14 protein-coding genes are annotated in these 16,680 nt (G+C 72.6%); 7 read left to right on the top strand and 7 right to left on the bottom strand.

The annotated features are described in order from the left end of the window. Positions 1-44: 44 nt before the first annotated feature. From AC3ET3_RS18835 to AC3ET3_RS18855, 5 genes are all read right to left on the bottom strand, one after another. Positions 45-1,355, bottom strand: a complete 1,311-nt coding sequence (locus AC3ET3_RS18835; RefSeq protein WP_432133357.1) for a DUF58 domain-containing protein — start codon at positions 1,353-1,355, stop codon at positions 45-47. After that, complete coding sequence (locus AC3ET3_RS18840) at positions 1,355-2,347, bottom strand: AAA family ATPase (protein ID WP_435612513.1); 993 nt, start codon at positions 2,345-2,347, stop codon at positions 1,355-1,357. Before AC3ET3_RS18840 ends, AC3ET3_RS18835 begins: the two co-directional genes overlap by 1 nt. Beyond that, the gene (locus AC3ET3_RS18845; protein ID WP_435612514.1) at positions 2,344-3,558 is read right to left on the bottom strand and encodes a DUF4350 domain-containing protein; all 1,215 of its coding nucleotides are present in this window, start codon (positions 3,556-3,558) and stop codon (positions 2,344-2,346) included. Before AC3ET3_RS18845 ends, AC3ET3_RS18840 begins: the two co-directional genes overlap by 4 nt. Beyond that, complete coding sequence (locus tag AC3ET3_RS18850) at positions 3,555-4,298, bottom strand: DUF4129 domain-containing protein (protein WP_432158799.1); 744 nt, start codon at positions 4,296-4,298, stop codon at positions 3,555-3,557. The genes AC3ET3_RS18845 and AC3ET3_RS18850 overlap by 4 nt, the downstream gene beginning before the upstream one ends. A gap of 181 nt (positions 4,299-4,479) precedes the next feature. After that, on the bottom strand, positions 4,480-5,886 hold the full coding sequence (locus AC3ET3_RS18855) for a glycerophosphoryl diester phosphodiesterase membrane domain-containing protein (RefSeq protein WP_435612515.1): 1,407 nt from the start codon (positions 5,884-5,886) through the stop codon (positions 4,480-4,482). Between the two features lie 140 nt (positions 5,887-6,026). Here AC3ET3_RS18855 and mtnA point away from each other — a divergent pair, with 140 nt between their 5' ends. The 7 genes from mtnA to AC3ET3_RS18890 all read left to right on the top strand — a co-directional run bounded on the left by mtnA (position 6,027) and on the right by AC3ET3_RS18890 (position 14,764). Then, positions 6,027-7,160 (top strand): S-methyl-5-thioribose-1-phosphate isomerase, encoded by a 1,134-nt coding sequence (gene mtnA / locus AC3ET3_RS18860; protein ID WP_432158793.1) that lies wholly within the window; start codon positions 6,027-6,029, stop codon positions 7,158-7,160. Positions 7,161-7,175: 15 nt separating this feature from the next. Then, complete coding sequence (gene mtrA / locus AC3ET3_RS18865) at positions 7,176-7,865, top strand: two-component system response regulator MtrA (protein ID WP_015659998.1); 690 nt, start codon at positions 7,176-7,178, stop codon at positions 7,863-7,865. A 1-nt stretch (position 7,866) separates the two neighbouring features. Next, complete coding sequence (gene mtrB, locus AC3ET3_RS18870) at positions 7,867-9,948, top strand: MtrAB system histidine kinase MtrB (protein WP_432133352.1); 2,082 nt, start codon at positions 7,867-7,869, stop codon at positions 9,946-9,948. Next, the gene (locus tag AC3ET3_RS18875) at positions 9,938-11,791 is read left to right on the top strand and encodes an LpqB family beta-propeller domain-containing protein (protein WP_432133351.1); all 1,854 of its coding nucleotides are present in this window, start codon (positions 9,938-9,940) and stop codon (positions 11,789-11,791) included. The genes mtrB and AC3ET3_RS18875 overlap by 11 nt, the downstream gene beginning before the upstream one ends. A 109-nt stretch (positions 11,792-11,900) precedes the next feature. Then, positions 11,901-12,812 carry a ComF family protein gene (locus tag AC3ET3_RS18880; protein ID WP_435612516.1) on the top strand — a complete coding sequence of 304 codons (912 nt, stop codon included), beginning with the start codon at positions 11,901-11,903 and terminating at the stop codon, positions 12,810-12,812. Between the two features lie 289 nt (positions 12,813-13,101). After that, a complete protein-coding gene (hpf, locus tag AC3ET3_RS18885; RefSeq protein ID WP_432158795.1) occupies positions 13,102-13,794 on the top strand; it encodes a ribosome hibernation-promoting factor, HPF/YfiA family in 693 nt (230 codons plus the stop codon). Positions 13,795-13,999: 205 nt separating this feature from the next. Then, positions 14,000-14,764 (top strand): response regulator, encoded by a 765-nt coding sequence (locus tag AC3ET3_RS18890; RefSeq protein WP_432133349.1) that lies wholly within the window; start codon positions 14,000-14,002, stop codon positions 14,762-14,764. Between the two features lie 21 nt (positions 14,765-14,785). Here the strand turns inward: AC3ET3_RS18890 and AC3ET3_RS18895 are convergent, their stop codons facing one another. Together AC3ET3_RS18895 and AC3ET3_RS18900 are read right to left on the bottom strand one after the other, a co-directional pair. Further along, positions 14,786-15,955 carry a winged helix-turn-helix domain-containing protein gene (locus tag AC3ET3_RS18895; protein WP_432133348.1) on the bottom strand — a complete coding sequence of 390 codons (1,170 nt, stop codon included), beginning with the start codon at positions 15,953-15,955 and terminating at the stop codon, positions 14,786-14,788. Beyond that, positions 15,952-16,572: a GNAT family N-acetyltransferase gene (locus AC3ET3_RS18900; protein ID WP_435612517.1), complete on the bottom strand. Its 621-nt coding sequence runs from the start codon at positions 16,570-16,572 to the stop codon at positions 15,952-15,954. The genes AC3ET3_RS18895 and AC3ET3_RS18900 overlap by 4 nt, the downstream gene beginning before the upstream one ends. Between the last annotated feature and the right edge of the window lie 108 nt (positions 16,573-16,680).

Consider the following 16,680-nt stretch of genomic DNA (forward strand, 5'->3'; position numbering starts at 1 on the left):
CCGGGTGCGCACCTGAGGGCTCTCGTCAGAGAGCCCTTTTTCGTTCAGAGGCGTCCTGCCGACTTCAGGGTGAGGTACGCGTCCGCCAGGGCGGGGGCCAGTTCGCCGGGGGTCGCGTCGACGACGGTGACTCCGTGCCGGCGGAGTTGTTCGGCGGTGCGATGGCGTTCCGTCTGGGCCCGTGCGGCGGCCGCGGCCTCGTAGATCGCCTCGGCGCTGCCGCGGGATGCTGCCATGCGGGCGATGTGGGGGTCGGCCACGGACGCCACCAGTACGGTATGGCGCTGGGTGAGCTGTGACAGAACGGGCAGGAGGCCCTCCTCGACGGGAGCCGCGTCGAGCGTCGTCAGCAGGACGACCAGAGAGCGGCGTGGTGCCGTACGCAGGACCGCTGCGGTGAGGCCGCGGGCGTCCGTTTCGAGGAGTTCCGGTTCCAGGGCGGCCATTGCGTCGACCAGGGAGGGCAGGACGTCTCGGGCCGTGCGGCCCTGGACGAGAGCGCGGACGCGGCGGTCATAGGCGAGGAGGTCGACGCGGTCGCCGGCGCGGGACGCCAGGGCGGCCAGCAGGAGAGCCGCATCCATGGCGGCGTCCAGGCGGGGCGCGTCGTCGACGCGGGCCGCGGAGGTACGGCCGGTGTCGAGGACGAGAAGGATGTGGCGGTCGCGTTCGGGGCGCCACGTGCGGACGGCGACCGCGGTCTGGCGGGCTGTCGCACGCCAGTCGATGGAGCGGGTGTCGTCACCGGGCACGTACTCGCGGAGACTGTCGAACTCGGTGCCTTCACCGCGTTGCAGGGTGCTGGTGCGGCCGTCGAGCTCCCGCAGGCGGGCGAGTTTCGAAGGCAGGTGCTTGCGGCTGGTGAACGGCGGCAGGACACGGACCGTCCAGGGGACCTTGTGGGCGCCTTGGCGGGAGAGGAGACCGAGAGGGCCGTAGGAGCGGATCGTGACGCGGTCGGCGTGGTGGTCGCCGCGGCGGGTGGGGTGCAGGCGGGTGATGACGCGGCGGCGCTCGCCGGCGGGCACCGTGAGGCGGTGGCGGGAGGCTGCGGTCTCGGTGCCCGGGTGCCAGCTGCTGGGGGGCCAGGCGTCGCGGAGGACGGCGCGCAGGGGGCGTGAGGAGGGGTTGGTGACGGTGAGGGTGATGTCGGCGGGGTCGCCGAGGCGTGCCGAGGTGTCGCCGGAGCGGGTCAGGAGCAGGCGTCGTACGGGGGCCGCGAGGGCGTAGTCGCAGGCGCAGGCCAGGGCCAGGGGCGCATTGACGGCGAGGATGCCTGTCCAGCTGGGTGCCCAGAGGCCGACGGGCAGGGAACCGAGGGCCGCGAGGAGGGCGGTGCGTCCGGTGAGGGCCATCAGCGGGGGGCCGGGACGTGGGTGAGGATCGCGTTGATCACGGAGTCGGCGGTGACGCCTTCCATCTCGGCCTCCGGACGGAGTTGGACACGGTGGCGCAGGGTGGGCAGGGCGAGGGCCTTGACGTCGTCGGGGATGACGTAGTCGCGGCCGGTGAGCCAGGCCCAGGCGCGGGCGGTGCCCAGGAGGGCGGTGGCGCCCCGCGGTGAGACGCCGAGGGCGAGGGAGGGTGACTCGCGGGTGGCGCGGCACAGGTCGACGACGTAGGCGGTGATGGCGGGGGAGATGGCCGTCTTCGCGACGGCGGTGCGGGCGGCCTCCAGGTCGGCGGCGCTCGCGACGGGGCGCACGCCGGCGGCGCGCAGGTCGCGCGGGTCGAAGCCCTCGGCGTGACGGGTGAGCACGTCGATCTCCTCCCGGCGTGAGGGGAGGGGGAGGGTGAGTTTGAGGAGGAAGCGGTCCAGTTGGGCTTCGGGCAGGGGGTAGGTGCCCTCGTACTCGACGGGGTTCTGGGTGGCGGCGACGAGGAACGGCTCGGGGAGCGGGCGGGGGGTGCCGTCGACGGTGACCTGGCGTTCCTCCATGGCTTCGAGGAGGGAGGACTGGGTCTTGGGCGGGGTGCGGTTGATCTCGTCGGCGAGGAGGAGGTTGGTGAAGACCGGGCCGGGCTGGAAGGAGAACTCGGCGGTCCGGGTGTCGTAGACGAGGGAGCCGGTGACGTCGCTGGGCATCAGGTCGGGGGTGAACTGGACGCGTTTGGTGTCGAGTTCCAGTGTGGCCGCCAGGGCGCGTACGAGCAGGGTCTTCGCCACGCCGGGGACGCCTTCGAGGAGTACGTGGCCGCGGCACAAGAGGGCGACGACGAGGCCGGTCACGGCGGGGTCCTGGCCGACCACGGCCTTCGCGATCTCGGCTCGCAGGGCCTCCAGAGAGGCGCGGGCCCCGTCCGGGTCCCCGGTGTTCCCGGCGTTGTCAGTGGTCGGGGCCATCATGGACGGCGTACCTCTCTTTCGAGGGCGTCGAGTCGGTCGGCGAGGGAGACGAGGGCCGCGTCGTCGCTGGGCGGCGGGCCGAAGAGGAGGGAGTTCAGGGGCTGTCCGCCGGTGCCGAGGTGGGCGGACAGGGCGGTGACGAGGGCTTCGGGCGTGTGGGCGCGGGCGGCGGGGACGCCGACGAGAGGGGCGAGGCGGGTGCGGGTGCGGGAGCGAAGAGCGTCAGCGGCGCGGTCGCGGGCGTCGGCCTGGTGGTAGAGGCGGGCGCGGCCTTCGACGGTTTCGCCGGCGCGGATCACGACGGGGAGCTTCTCGGGGACGAGTGGGCCGAGTCGGCGTGCCCGCCACGAAGCGGCGAGGGCTGCCGCGACGAAGAGTTGCAGTGTGCCCCAGAGCCAGCCGGACGGGATCAGGTCGAAGAAGGTCTTCTCGTCGTCGGCGGTGGCTGAGGGGTCGGACAGTGAGGGGAGGTACCAGACCAGGTGCGGGCGGGAGCCGAGGAGTTGCAGGGCGAGGGACGCGTTGCCCTCGTCGGCGAGTCGCTCGTTGTGCAGGATGTCGGGCGCGCCGAGGACGACGGTGTCCCCGTCTCCGGTGGTGGCGGGCAGGCGCAGCACCGTGGCGAGCCGGACGCTGGGGTAGCAGAGGTCGGCGTCGAGGCGGGTGGTGGTGTAGCGGATGCCTCCGGTGTCCGCGGCGCCGGCGCGGCGGGCGGCGGGCAGGTCGCAGTCGGGGGAGAGGGTGGAGGTGCGGCTGGTGACGGGGTCGGCGGTGACGCCGGGGGCGAGGCTGCCGACGGACGGGCTGCCGGGCGCGACGAGGACGGTCCGGCTGCCGGACGTGGCGTACGCGGTGTGCAGACGCGCCTGCTGGTCCTCCGTCAGCTGGTCGGGCTGGGCGACGAGGAGGGTGGTGTCGGGGGCGGCCGCGGCGCGGGCCTCGTCCAGGGTGGTGACCACGCGGGTGGTCACGCCCCGGTCGGCGAGGAGTTCGGCGACGGCCAAGCTGCCGTAGGGGGTGGCGGACCGCGGATCGAGGGCACCTTCACGCTCGCCGGAGCGTACGACGGCGAGGGCGACGGCGGCGGCCAGCAGCACGGCGACGGCGAGGACGACGCCTCGCGCGCGCGTCCACCTCTGGCGGGCGGTGGGGGATGCCGAGGTCGGGGACGCCGCCGGGCGGGGGGAGAGCGGGGGGCCGGTGGTGGTCACGGGGCGGCGTCCCCGTGGGCCCGGTGGGTGGTGGCGGTGCCGGTGGTGAGGTGGGGTCTGGCGCGTTCGAGGTCGTGGTCGAGTTCGGCGATGCGCCGGTACCGCGGTTCGTCGGCGGCGCGGCCGCCGTATGTGACCTCGTCGAAGTCGTGGGCGGCGGCGCGCAATCGGTCGGCGTGGTCGGGCAGGGCGCGGCTCGCCTCGGCGGCGGCCTCGTCGGCGGTGCGGCCGGGGCGGGCGTCGAGGAGTGCACGTTCCTCCAGGGCGCGGACGATCGCGCGCACGGTCTCCTGGAGGGCTTGGTTCCAGTTGCCCCGGGCGGCGTGCTCCCCGGCGGCCGCGCGGTGCTGGGCGGCGCTGCTCGGGCGGTGGCCGAACAAGGCGGTGGCGGAGACGGGCCGGCGGCGGGGTGTGCCCAGCCGCCACCAGAGGGCGGCCAGTACGGCGGCGACGGCCAGGACGACCACGACGAGGCCGACCGCGCCGCCGGGTGTCGCGGACGAGGCGGAGTCGAGCAGGTCGCCGACCCAGTCCCACAGCGTGTCGAGGGCCCGCTCGAACAGGCTCGGGGCGTCCTCGTGGTATCGCCGCTCGGCCAGTTCGCGGCGGGCGGCCTCCCGCGCGGGGTCGCGTGGGACGGTCAGGGGCGGTCCGTCGTCGTCGGCGGTCCCGGACAGCGGGCGCACGACGGAGAGAGGGCGCACGACGGACAGCGCGTGCGCGGTGTGGCCGGCGGGCAGGAAGGCGCTCAGGGCGAGGTCGGTGGCGTGGGAGAGCAGTGCCGTGGCCGTGTCGGACACGCCGGGCAGCGGCCCTGGGCGCGCGTCGCGGGCGGTGTGCAGCAGGGCCCGGACTGCTGTGGCGGCCGGGCCCTGCGCCGCCGGTGCGGCGGTGAGCACTCCCCCCGTCACGCTCACCGCATCAGCTCCGTGGACTCGGGCCGGCAGCGGCGGCGCCGGGGTTCTGGACGCCGGCGGAGCGGGCCAGGTCCAGGTCGAGGGCCTCGCGGCGGATGCGCTGGTCGATGTAGAGCAGCACCGTGACGCCGGCCGTGATCGGGAAGGTGATCGTCGACCCGATCACCGAGCCGATCCCGCTGATGACGAGGTAGGTCCAGCCCAGGTGGGCGTCGGTGTCGAAGAAGGCACCGACGCCTCCGTCGCCCGCGGCGGCGCCGGCGAGGGAGAAGGGCACGATGACGATCATGGCGACGAGGTTGGCGATGACCGCGGCGAGCAACTGGATGCCCAGGACGCGCCACCAGGAGCCGCGCACCAGCTTCGCGGAGCGGATCATCGCCTTGCGGATGCTCTGCTTCTCGAGCATCAGCGCCGGCGAGGCGAGGGACAGGCGGACCATCAGCCAGACCGCGACGACGAACGCGCCGATCAGGCCGAGGGCGGTGATACCCGCCCCCGCCTGACCGGCGCCCGCGAGAGCCAGGAGGATGCCCGGGAGCGCGCCGACCAGGAGGACACCGGAAAGGATCAGCACCAGCAGGGCGATCAGCCCGAACAGCCTGGGCAGCCGGGGGCGGGCGTCGCGCCAGGCCTCGGCGACCGTGACCGGCCTGCCGAGGACGGCCCGGCTGGTGACGGCGGTGAGCAGAGCGGTGGCGATGACATTGCCGATCACGGTGATCAGCATGACGGCACCCGAGCCGAACAGCGCGTCCCGTGCGGCGGCGAGCCGCTCGTCCAGGGTGGCGCCGGCGTCGTTGAGGGCTGCCGAGCCCGCGACGTCGTTGAGGACCAGACCCTGCAGCAGGACGACGACGCCCTCGATGACGACGGCCACGGTCAACGAGATACCGAGAACCGTGCGCCAGTGCGTGCGCATCGTGGAGACCGCGCCGTCGAGGATCTCGCCCACGCCGAGCGGGCGCAGCGGGATGACGCCGGGCTTGGCCGCGGGCGGCGGACCGCCCCAGCCCGCGCCCCAGCCGGAGGCGCCGTAGCCCGGAGGGCCGCCGGACGGGCCGTAACCGCCAGGGCCCGCCGGGGCGCCCCAGCCGTGGCCGCCCGCCGGGCCTGCCGGGGGCGGGCCACCCCACCCGGGGCCCGCGGCAGCCGGGGGCGTCGGAGCCTGGCCGGGCCCCTCCGGGCCCGCGGGCGCACTCCACTGCCCCGCCGGAGGCTGCTCCTTCGACCACTTCGAGCCCGGATCCGGCGACGCGGCCCCGGACCGCCCGGCGGACTGCTCGCCGGGCTGCTCCGGAAGCTGCGCGGCGTCGGGGCGCTCCACGGGCTCGGCAGGGCCGGACGGCTGCGGCCGCTGCCCGTCGGACGGGGCGGATCCGGGCGAGGCCCAGCCCGGAGTGTCGTTCATCGTCGCTCCTTCACGGTGCCCGTCCGCGGTCGCGGCGGCAGTTCCGCAGCCATCGTGCCATGGGCCGGTCATCAGGCAACCTGCCGCTGTCCGGCCTGCAGACCTTCAATAGTTCACCGGACAGGGGGCAGACTGGCCGCATGGCTGATCAGTACGCGCAAACCGGCGAGGGCGAGCGGCCCACCGAGATCCCGGTCATCCGCTGGGAGGAGCCACCCGAAGGCCCCGTGGTGGTCCTCCTGGACCAGACGAGACTGCCGGCCGAGGAGGTCGAGCTGGTCTGCACCGACCCGTCCGCGCTCGTGGAGGCGATCCGCTCGCTCGCCGTTCGCGGGGCGCCACTGCTGGGCATCGCCGGCGCGTACGGGGTCGCGCTCGCCGCCGCGCGCGGCTTCGAGGTCGAGGAGGCCGCGACCGCACTGACCGAGGCCCGGCCCACCGCCGTCAACCTCGCCGTCGGCGTGCGACGCGCCCAGACCGCGTACCGGACGGCGTACACCCGCGACGGCGACCCCCGGCAGGCCGCCGAGGCCGCACTGGCCGCGGCCCGGCAGCTGCACCGGGAGGACGCCGAGGCGAGCGCCCGCATGGCGGCGCACGGGCTGGCCCTGCTGAACGAGCTGCTGCCCGGCGGCGGGCACCGGATCCTCACCCACTGCAACACCGGATCGCTCGTCTCGGGCGGAGAGGGAACGGCGTTCGCGGTGGCCCTCAACGCACACCGGACGGGACGGCTGCGACGCCTCTGGGTGGACGAAACGCGTCCTTTGCTGCAAGGTGCTCGCCTGACGGCGTACGAGGCGGCGCGCAGCGGCATGGCGTACACCTTGCTGACGGACAACGCCGCGGGCTCCCTGTTCGCGGCCGGAGAGGTGGACGCGGTGCTGATCGGCGCGGACCGCATCGCGGCCGACGGTTCGGTGGCGAACAAGGTGGGCAGCTATCCGCTCGCCGTGCTCGCGCGCTACCACCACGTGCCGTTCATCGTGGTCGCCCCCGTGACGACGGTGGACCCGCAGACGCCCGACGGGGCGTCGATCGAGGTCGAGCAGCGCCCCGGCTTCGAGGTGACCGAGGTCACCGCACCCCAGGTCGCCGTGACGGGGCCCGGAGGCGGTACACCGGTGGCACCCCTGGGGACCCAGGCGTACAACCCGGCGTTCGACGTGACGCCACCCGAGCTGGTGACGGCGATCGTCACGGAGGAAGGCGCAGTGTCACCCGTGACCGCCGAAGCTCTCGCCGAGCTGTGTGCCAGGTCACGCCAGGTTTAACGATGAGCTAATGGGATGATGTCGTTTATGAAGGGAAGAGTCCTTGTCGTCGACGACGACACCGCACTGGCCGAGATGCTCGGCATCGTGTTGCGTGGTGAAGGTTTCGAGCCGTCTTTCGTAGCCGACGGCGACAAGGCGCTGGCTGCCTTCCGTGAGACCAAGCCCGATCTGGTGCTGCTCGACCTGATGCTGCCTGGGCGGGACGGCATCGAGGTCTGCCGTCTCATCCGGGCGGAGTCCGGCGTGCCGATCGTGATGCTCACGGCCAAGAGCGACACCGTCGACGTCGTCGTGGGCCTGGAATCCGGCGCCGACGACTACATCGTCAAGCCGTTCAAGCCGAAGGAACTCGTCGCCCGCATCCGCGCACGGCTGCGCAGGTCCGAGGAACCGGCGCCGGAACAGCTCGCCATCGGCGACCTGGTCATCGACGTGGCCGGGCACTCCGTGAAGCGGGACGGACAGTCGATCGCGCTGACGCCCCTGGAGTTCGACCTGCTGGTCGCACTCGCGCGCAAGCCGTGGCAGGTGTTCACCCGCGAGGTACTCCTCGAACAGGTCTGGGGCTACCGGCACGCCGCCGACACCCGGCTGGTGAACGTCCATGTCCAGCGGCTGCGCTCCAAGGTCGAGAAGGACCCGGAGCGCCCCGAGATCGTGGTGACCGTGCGTGGCGTCGGTTACAAGGCCGGACCGAGCTGACATGGCCGGGGACAGTGCCGTTTCGGCCCCCGGCCGGTCCGGGGAACGTCCGGGGCGGCCTGTCGGCCGGAAGAAGACCGGCACCCGCCGGCAGCGCCTCGCAGCGGGCGGACTGCTGCAGGGCGGAGTGCAGGGCAGCCCCGTCCTGAGGCTGCTGCTGCGCTGGGTGCGCCGCCCCCTGCTGCCGCTCATGCGGCTGTGGCGGCGCAACCTCCAGCTCAAGGTCGTCGCCACCACCCTGCTGATGTCCCTGGGCGTCGTGCTGCTGCTGGGCTTCGTCGTCATCGGCCAGGTACGCAACGGGCTCCTGGACGCCAAGGTCAAGGCCTCCCAGAGCCAGGCCACCGGCGGCTTCGCCGCGGCCAAGCAGAAAGCCGACGAGGCGGCGACCGCCGCAGCCGCCGACGGCGCCCCCTCGGACGAACGCTCCTCGCAGAACGTCATCGAGTGGATGAGCGCCCTCGTGTCATCGCTGTCCAGCGGCGGACAGGGCGCCTTCGAGGTCGTCACCCTGCCCCCCGGCGACGACAGCGGCGGCGGCCGCGGCCCCCGCACCTCCAACGGCGTCGCCCCCAACAAGAGCGTGCCCGCCAACCTGCGCGAACGCATCAACAGCGGAAACGGCGCCGCCCAGAGCTACACCCGCATCATCTACCTCGACCCCCACAAGCCGTCCCAGCCCGCCCTCGTCATCGGCAAACAGGTCAACGACCCCAACGGCGACCCCTACGAGCTGTACTACCTCTTCCCGCTCACCCAGGAGGAGAAGTCCCTCAGCCTCGTCAAGGGCACCCTCGCCACCGCCGGTCTCTTCGTCGTCGTCCTCTTCGGCGCCATCGCCTGGCTCGTCGTACGCCAGGTCGTCACCCCCGTCCGCATGGCCGCCGGAATCGCCGAACGGCTCTCGGCCGGACGCCTGCAGGAACGCATGAAGGTCACCGGCGAGGACGACATCGCACGCCTCGGCGAAGCCTTCAACAAGATGGCGCAGAACCTGCAGCTGAAGATCCAGCAGCTGGAGAACCTGTCCCGGATGCAGCGCCGGTTCGTCTCCGACGTCTCGCACGAACTGCGCACCCCCCTGACCACCGTCCGCATGGCCGCCGATGTCATCCACGAGGCCCGCGAGGACTTCGACCCCGTCACCAAGCGGTCGGCGGAACTCCTCGCCGACCAGCTCGACCGCTTCGAGTCGCTCCTCGCCGACCTCCTGGAGATCAGCCGCTTCGACGCCGGAGCCGCCCAGCTCGAAGCCGAACCCATCGACCTCAGAGAAGTCGTACGGCGCGTCGTCGGCGGTGCCGCACCGCTCGCCGACCGCAAGGGCACCACCATCCGCATCACCGGCGACCAGCAGCCCGTCGTCGCCGAGGCCGACGCCCGGCGCCTGGAACGCGTACTGCGCAACCTCGTCGTCAACGCCGTCGAACACGGCGAGGGCAAGGACGTCGTCGTCAAACTCGCCGCGGCCGGCGGAGCGGTCGCCGTCGCCGTCCGCGACTACGGCGTAGGGCTCAAGCCCGGCGAGGCCACCCGCGTCTTCAGCCGCTTCTGGCGCGCCGACCCGGCACGCGCGCGCACCACCGGCGGCACCGGCCTCGGACTGTCCATCGCCCTGGAGGACGCCCGCCTGCACGGCGGCTGGCTGCAGGCGTGGGGCGAACCCGGCGGCGGCTCCCAGTTCCGGCTCACCCTGCCCCGGACCGCGGACGAACCCCTGCGCGGCTCCCCCATACCCCTCGAACCCAGGGACTCGCGCCGCAACCGCGGACTCAGTGACGCCGGCCTGCCCCACGGCGGAGAGAAGACCGCCACCCTGCCCCTGAAGACGGCCGGCGAACACCTCTCACCCGCCCGGACACCGCTCGGCCCCCGCACCGCGGGTGCCGCCCCCACCGCCGACCCCACGGCGCTGCCCGGCAACGGCGCACGCGTGGTGCCCCGGCCCACCGCGACAGCACAACGACAGCACGGCACACCCGCCGCCGACGCGGCACACCAGGAGCCCCCCGACCGCGGCGACCGCGAGCACAGCGCGGCGGAGGCCTCCGACGACCAAGGGGAGGACTTCCGTGGGCGCTGACCGCCCGACGCGAGACCGGCGCGCCGCGGCCGGCGCCAGGCACGCCGCACGCGCCGCCGCATGCGCCGCGCTCGGAGCCGCACTGCTGGCCGGATGCGCCTCCATGCCCGACAGCGGCGACCTGCGCGGCGTGGAGTCCACCCCCAAACAGGACAGCCAGGTCCGCGTGTTCGCCCTGCCGCCCTCCGAGGACGCACCGCCCTCCGCGATCGTCCAGGGCTTTCTGGAGGCCCTGACCAGCGACGACCCGCACTTCTCCACCGCCAAGCAGTACCTGACCGGCGACGCGGCACGCACCTGGCGGCCCGAACTGTCCACCACCGTGCTCCTCGACGGCCCCGAGGCCGTCGCCGACCGCACCGGAGACCAGGTCGACGGCACCGACTACGCCTTCACCCTCACCGGCACCCGCCTGGCCACCGTCGACGCCCAGCAGTCGTACACCGCCACCCCCGGCGACTACAGCCAGGCCGTGCACCTCACCCGCGACAAGCGATCCGGGCAGTGGCGCATCGACGCACTGCCCCAGGGCGTCGTCATGGGCAAGTCGGACTTCCAGCGCAACTACACGTCCGTCGACAAGTACTACTTCGCCTCCAACACCACGGACGGCACCGCCCGCCAGCCCGACGCCGTCGCCGACCCCATCTACGTGCGCCAGCGCGTCGAGCCCATGACCCAGGTCGTGCGCTCCCTGCTCGGCGGCCCCGCCATCTGGCTGCGACCGGTCGTCCGCTCCAGCTTCCCCACCGGGACGGCCCTGCAGAAGGGCACCGACACCCTCACACCCGACGACCAGAACAAGCTCACCGTGCCCCTCAACGACAAGGCCGCCGGAGTCGGGCACGGCCGGTGCGACGAGATGGCCGCCCAACTGCTGTTCACCCTCAAGAGCCTCAGCCCCGCCGTCGAAGAGGTCGAACTGCGCGCCGGCGACAAGAGGCTCTGCTCGCTCAGCGCGGACCGGGCACGGCTCGTCGCCGACCGCGGCTCCGACGCCCGCGCGGACTACCTGTACTTCATCAACGGCGAGCACCGGCTTGTCCGCATGGCCAACACCGACAGCAGCCACAAGGCGGCCGAACCCGTGCCCGGCGCCCTCGGCCAGGGAATCCGCGCACTGCGCTCGGTCGCCGTCACCCGCGACGAGCACGTGGCGGCCGGAGTCACCCTCGACGGCAGCGCCCTCTACGTCGGCTCCCTGGTCACCGGCAGCACCCTCGGCGAACCCGCCCTGCGCAGCCACGGCGTCACCGAGAACGACCGCCTCACCACCCCCAGCTGGGACGCACAGGGCGACCTGTGGGTCGCCGACCGCGACACCGCCGCACCCCGGCTGTACGTCCTGCCCAAGGGCACCCGCGCCCCCGTCACCGTGCGCACCCCCGGTCTCGACGGGCGGATCGACGCCGTGAGGGTCGCCGCCGACGGGGTGCGGGTGGCGCTCGTCGTCGCCAAGAACGGCAAGCAGTCCCTGTTCATCGGCCGGATCGAACGCGACACCAAGAGCGGCGAGGAGGCGGCCGTTGCGGTCCAGGAACTGCGCTCCGCGACACCGGAGCTGGAGAAGGTCACCGCCATGTCCTGGGCGGGCGACAGCCGGCTCGTGGTGGCCGGACAGGAGTCCGGCGGCGTGGAACAGGTCCAGTACGTGCAGTGCGACGGCTCGATCCCCGAGGGCAGCACCCTGCCCGGGCTCACCGACGTGCAGAGCATCGCCGCGTCCGCCGACAGTGAGACCCCGCTGTTCGCCACCTCCGAGGACGGCCTGCTCTGGCTGCCCGGCGGCAGCGGCTGGAGGACCCTGAAGCAGCCGGCGTCAGCCGTCTTCTACCCCGGCTGACCTGCGAGGCCATCAGCCACCACCGAGCCCCCTGAAGCCTTTCCACAGGGGGCTCGGGAGTTTTCCACAGGGGTGGTGGCCCCCGCCGCCGCACGGCACATTGGACCCCGTGAACGGCGTACGGCAATGGTGGCAGGACCTCACCGACCTCATGCTGCCGGGCGAGTGCGGAGGCTGCGGACGCCCCCGCACCGTGCTCTGCCCCGCATGCCGGGCCGCGCTCGGCGGATCCCTGCCACGCCGGGTGCGGCCGGTGCCCGAGCCACCGGGACTGCCCGCCGTGTACGCGGCGGCGCCCTACACCGACGCGGTGCGCGCGATCCTGCTCGCACACAAGGAACGGGGCGCCCTGGGGCTGGGGCGGGCGTTGGGGGAGGCGTTGGCGGGGGCTGTGGGGGTGGGGGTCGGGGAGGGCGGGGAGGGGGAGGGGCCCCCGGCAGGACCCCCGAGCGCTCTCCTCCTGGTCCCCGTCCCCTCCGCCCCCCGCGCCACCCGTTCCCGCGGCCACGACCCCACTCGCCGGATCGCGCTCGCCGCCGCCGGTGCGTTGCGGCGGTCGGGGACGGCGGCGCGGGTGGCGGCGGTGCTGCGGCACCGGCGGCCGGTCGTGGACCAGTCGGGGCTCGACTCCCGGCAGCGGTTGGGCAATGTGGTGGGGGCGCTGGGGGTGACGGCGGCGGGCAAGCGGGTACTGGCCGGTGGGCGGGTGGTGCTGGTCGACGACCTGGTGACGACGGGTGCGTCGCTCGCGGAGGCCGCGCGGGCGGTGCGGGAGGCCCTGACGGATGTGTACGACGGGGCTGCGGGGGGAGGCGTAAAGGCGAGGTCCGCGGTGCTCGGTCCGGGCGCCGGGCAGGGGCCGCGGGGCCGGTGGCGAACCGCCGGCTCCGGCGGTCCCGGTGGCGGCGAACGGGCTGGTCGCGGCGGGATCGGCGTGGTGTGTGCCGCGGTGGTGGCCGTGTCACCGGATTCTTTCCTGAATAAACCGGAACTGAGTGTGAAGTCGCGTCGTTGCAGGTAATGAGAAGGGGAATTCACCTGAACGGAGGTACGCCGCGGTAGAGGGTGACGACATCCGTCCGGGCGAGATATGTTCGGTTGTGAGGGAAAGCCGCAGGCCACACCTCTCAAATCCGAATGCCGTGCTGTGGTGGTGGGTAATCACCCGCAGCATCGGGGGTGGAGATCGCGCCCGTGGGGGAGGAGGAGGTGGAAGTCACCGAGTCCGAGGCTCCGGTGCTCACCGGAGTCTGGTGCGAAAGGGAGATGCTCCGCCAGGGTTGCGGAGTGATCCGGGAACGGAGTTCTGCGTGGACATCGTCGTCAAGGGCCGCAAGACCGAGGTGCCCGAGCGGTTCCGCAAGCACGTGGCCGAGAAGCTGAAGCTGGAGAAGATCCAGAAGCTCGATGGCAAGGTGATCAGCCTCGACGTCGAGGTGTCCAAGGAGCCCAACCCCCGGCAGGCGGACCGGAGTGACCGAGTGGAGATCACGCTCCGCTCCCGCGGTCCGGTGATCCGGGCGGAAGCGGCGGCCAGTGACCCGTACGCGGCACTCGATCTGGCGGCGGAGAAGCTGGACGCCCAGCTGCGCAAGCAGCACGACAAGCGGTACACGCGGCGCGGCGCGCGTCGGCTCACGGCAGCGGAGGTCGCCGACCACGTCCCGGGTGTGGCGACGCTCAACGGCAACGGTCACGCCCTGGTGGGTGAGGAGCCGGAGGGTGTCCCCACCAAGAAGATCGGTTCGCTGGAGATCCAGGGCGAAGGTCCCCTGGTGGTCCGCGAGAAGACGCATGTGGCTGCCCCGATGACGCTCGACCAGGCCCTCTACGAGATGGAGCTGGTCGGACACGACTTCTATCTGTTCGTCGACTCCGAGACCAAGGAGCCCAGTGTCGTCTACCGGCGGCACGCATACGACTACGGCGTGATCCACCTCCGCACGGACACGATGGTCACGCAGGCGCACGCACCCGAGTCCGGGGGCGTGCTGGGCGGCTGAATCGCCCCGGTGACGGTTTGAGCGGTGCCCCTGGAGCGCGTGTGCGCCCCCAGGGGCACCCGTGTGCGCCCCCTTCGCGCCCCGCTCTGTCACCGTGGTGTCGTCCGGGCATGGAATCATGGCCGCAGCGGCCCAACCGGTGGGCCGTGGCCTTGCGTTGGCGCTGGCACTGGACCCACGGCCACAGCCTTCAGGGGGAGGAACGATGGTGGACAGCTTCGGACCGATGCGGGACGGTGACGCCGACGGTGGTGTCCCCGGCATGGGCCCGGGCGCGGGCACGGACACCGGTGCGGGTTCTTCGCGCGAGGAGCCGATCCGGGTCCTGGTCGTGGACGACCACGCCCTGTTCCGCCGTGGTCTGGAGATCGTCCTGGCTGCCGAGGAGGACATCCAGGTGGTCGGTGAGGCCGGGGACGGTGCGGAGGCGGTGGACAAGGCGGCGGATCTGCTGCCGGACATCGTCCTGATGGATGTCCGCATGCCCAAGCGGGGCGGGATCGAGGCGTGCACGTCCATCAAGGAGGTGGCCCCCAGCGCGAAGATCATCATGTTGACGATCAGCGACGAGGAGGCCGATCTCTATGACGCCATCAAGGCGGGGGCGACGGGGTACCTCCTGAAGGAGATCTCGACGGACGAGGTGGCCACCGCGATTCGCGCGGTGGCGGACGGCCAGTCGCAGATCAGTCCGTCGATGGCGTCGAAGCTGCTCACCGAGTTCAAGTCGATGATCCAGCGCACCGACGAGCGGCGGCTGGTGCCGGCGCCGCGGCTCACGGACCGTGAGCTGGAAGTGCTCAAGCTGGTGGCGACGGGGATGAACAACCGGGACATCGCCAAGGAGTTGTTCATCTCCGAGAACACCGTGAAGAACCATGTCCGCAACATCCTGGAGAAGTTGCAGCTGCACTCCCGGATGGAGGCGGTGGTGTACGCGATGCGGGAGAAGATCCTCGAGATCCGGTGAGGCGGGCCGGCGGGCGGCCGGTCAGGTGAGCAGGTGCGTGAGTTCCCGGGTGAGGGGTGCGCGCAGGGCTTCGTCGACGCGTTCGACGCGTACGTCGGTGCAGTCGACCCAGCCGGCGGCTTCGACGAGGGCCCGGGCGAGGGCGGGGACGTCCTTGGCGTGGCGGAGGGTGATCTGTCTGGCGACGAGGGTCCTGCCTTCGCGGGCGGGGTCGACGCGGCCGACGAGGTGGCCGCCGGCCAGGACGGGCATGGCGAAGTAGCCGTGGACCCGCTTGGGTTTGGGGACGTAGGCCTCCAGGCGGTGGGTGAAGCCGAAGAGGCGTTCGGTGCGGGCGCGGTCCCAGATGAGGGAGTCGAACGGGGACAGCAGTGTGGTGCGGTGGCGGCCGCGCGGGGGTGTGGCGAGGGCGGCGGGGTCGGCCCAGGCGGGTCTGGTCCAGCCTTCGACGGTGACCGGGACCAGGCCGGAGTCGGCGATCACGGCGTCGACCTGCTCGCCTTTGAGGCGGTGGTAGTCGGCGATGTCCGCGCGGGTGCCGACGCCGAGGGACTGTCCGGCGAGGCGGACCAGGCGGCGTAGGCATTCGCGGTCGTCGAGGTCGTCGTGGAGGAGGTGCTCGGGGACGGCGCGTTCGGCCAGGTCGTAGACGCGTTTCCAGCCACGGCGTTCGACGCAGACGACCTCGCCGTACATGAGGGCGCGTTCCACGGCGACCTTGGTGCCCGACCAGTCCCACCAGTCGCTGGTCTTCTTGGCGCCGCCCAGTTCGGTGGCGGTGAGGGGGCCTTCGGCGCGGAGTTGTTTGACGACCTGGTCGTAGACCCCGTCGGGGAGAGTGTGGTTCCAGTGCGGGCGGTCGCGGTAGGCGCGGCGGCGGAAGGCGAAGTGGGGCCATTCCTCGATGGGGAGGATGCAGGCGGCGTGGGACCAGTACTCGAAGGCGTGGGTGTCCTTCCAGTAGGCGTCCTCGACGGTGGCGCGGCCTATGGCGCCCAGGCGGGCGTAGGGGATGAGTTCGTGGGAGCGGGCGAGGACGGAGATGGTGTCGAGCTGGACGGCGCCGAGGTGGCGCAGGACGCCGCGGGCGCCGGCTCTGCGGTCGGGGGCGCCGAGGAAGCCCTGGGCGCGGAGGGCGATACGGCGGGCCTCGTCCGCCGAGAGCGTGGTCGTGGGGCGCGGGGTCGTCATGAGTTCGCACGATAGGCGCTGGGACTGACAGTGGGCGACGAGCTGGGGTTTTCCTGGTGAGGGCGGTAAGGGGTGGGGGAGGGCAGGCCGAGGTCGCGAGGGAGGAGGGAGGCGATCCAGGCGTCGGTGCGGGTTCCTTTGTTGGTGAGGGCGCTGCGGAGGGTGCCTTCGAGGCGGAATCCGGCGTTCTCGGCGACCGCGCGGGAGGCGGTGTTGCCGGCTTCGGCCCGCCATTCGACGCGGTCCACGGCGAGCCGGGTGAAGGCCCAGTGAGCGGCGGTGCGGGTGGCTTCGGTGGTGTAGCCGTTTCCGCGGTGTTCCTTGGCGGTCCAGTAGCCGATCTCGACGGTGCCGGGGGAGCGCACGGTGAGGCTGAGCAGCCCGGTCAGGGTGTCGTCGGGGAGGAAGACGCCGAAGGTGTACAGGGTGCTCGTGGCCCAGCCGTCGGGTGCCTGTTGTTCGATGAAGGTGCGGGCGTGTTCGAGGTGGTAGGGGGAGGGGATCGTCGTCCAGCGCCGGATGTCGGGGTCCTGGGCGGCCGTGTACACCGCGTCGGTGTCGTGCGGGGTGAGCGGGCGCAGGACGAGGCGGTCCGAGGTCAGGGTGACGGGGTCCATCGGGCGATTGTGCGCGGGGGTGTGCGGTGGCGCCATCGTTTTGCGGTGCGTGAGGGCGTGATCACAATTCGCGCAATTCGGCCGGTGGATGCGGCACCATTCGGGCGG

This window comes from Streptomyces sp. bgisy159, from assembly GCF_057707805.1.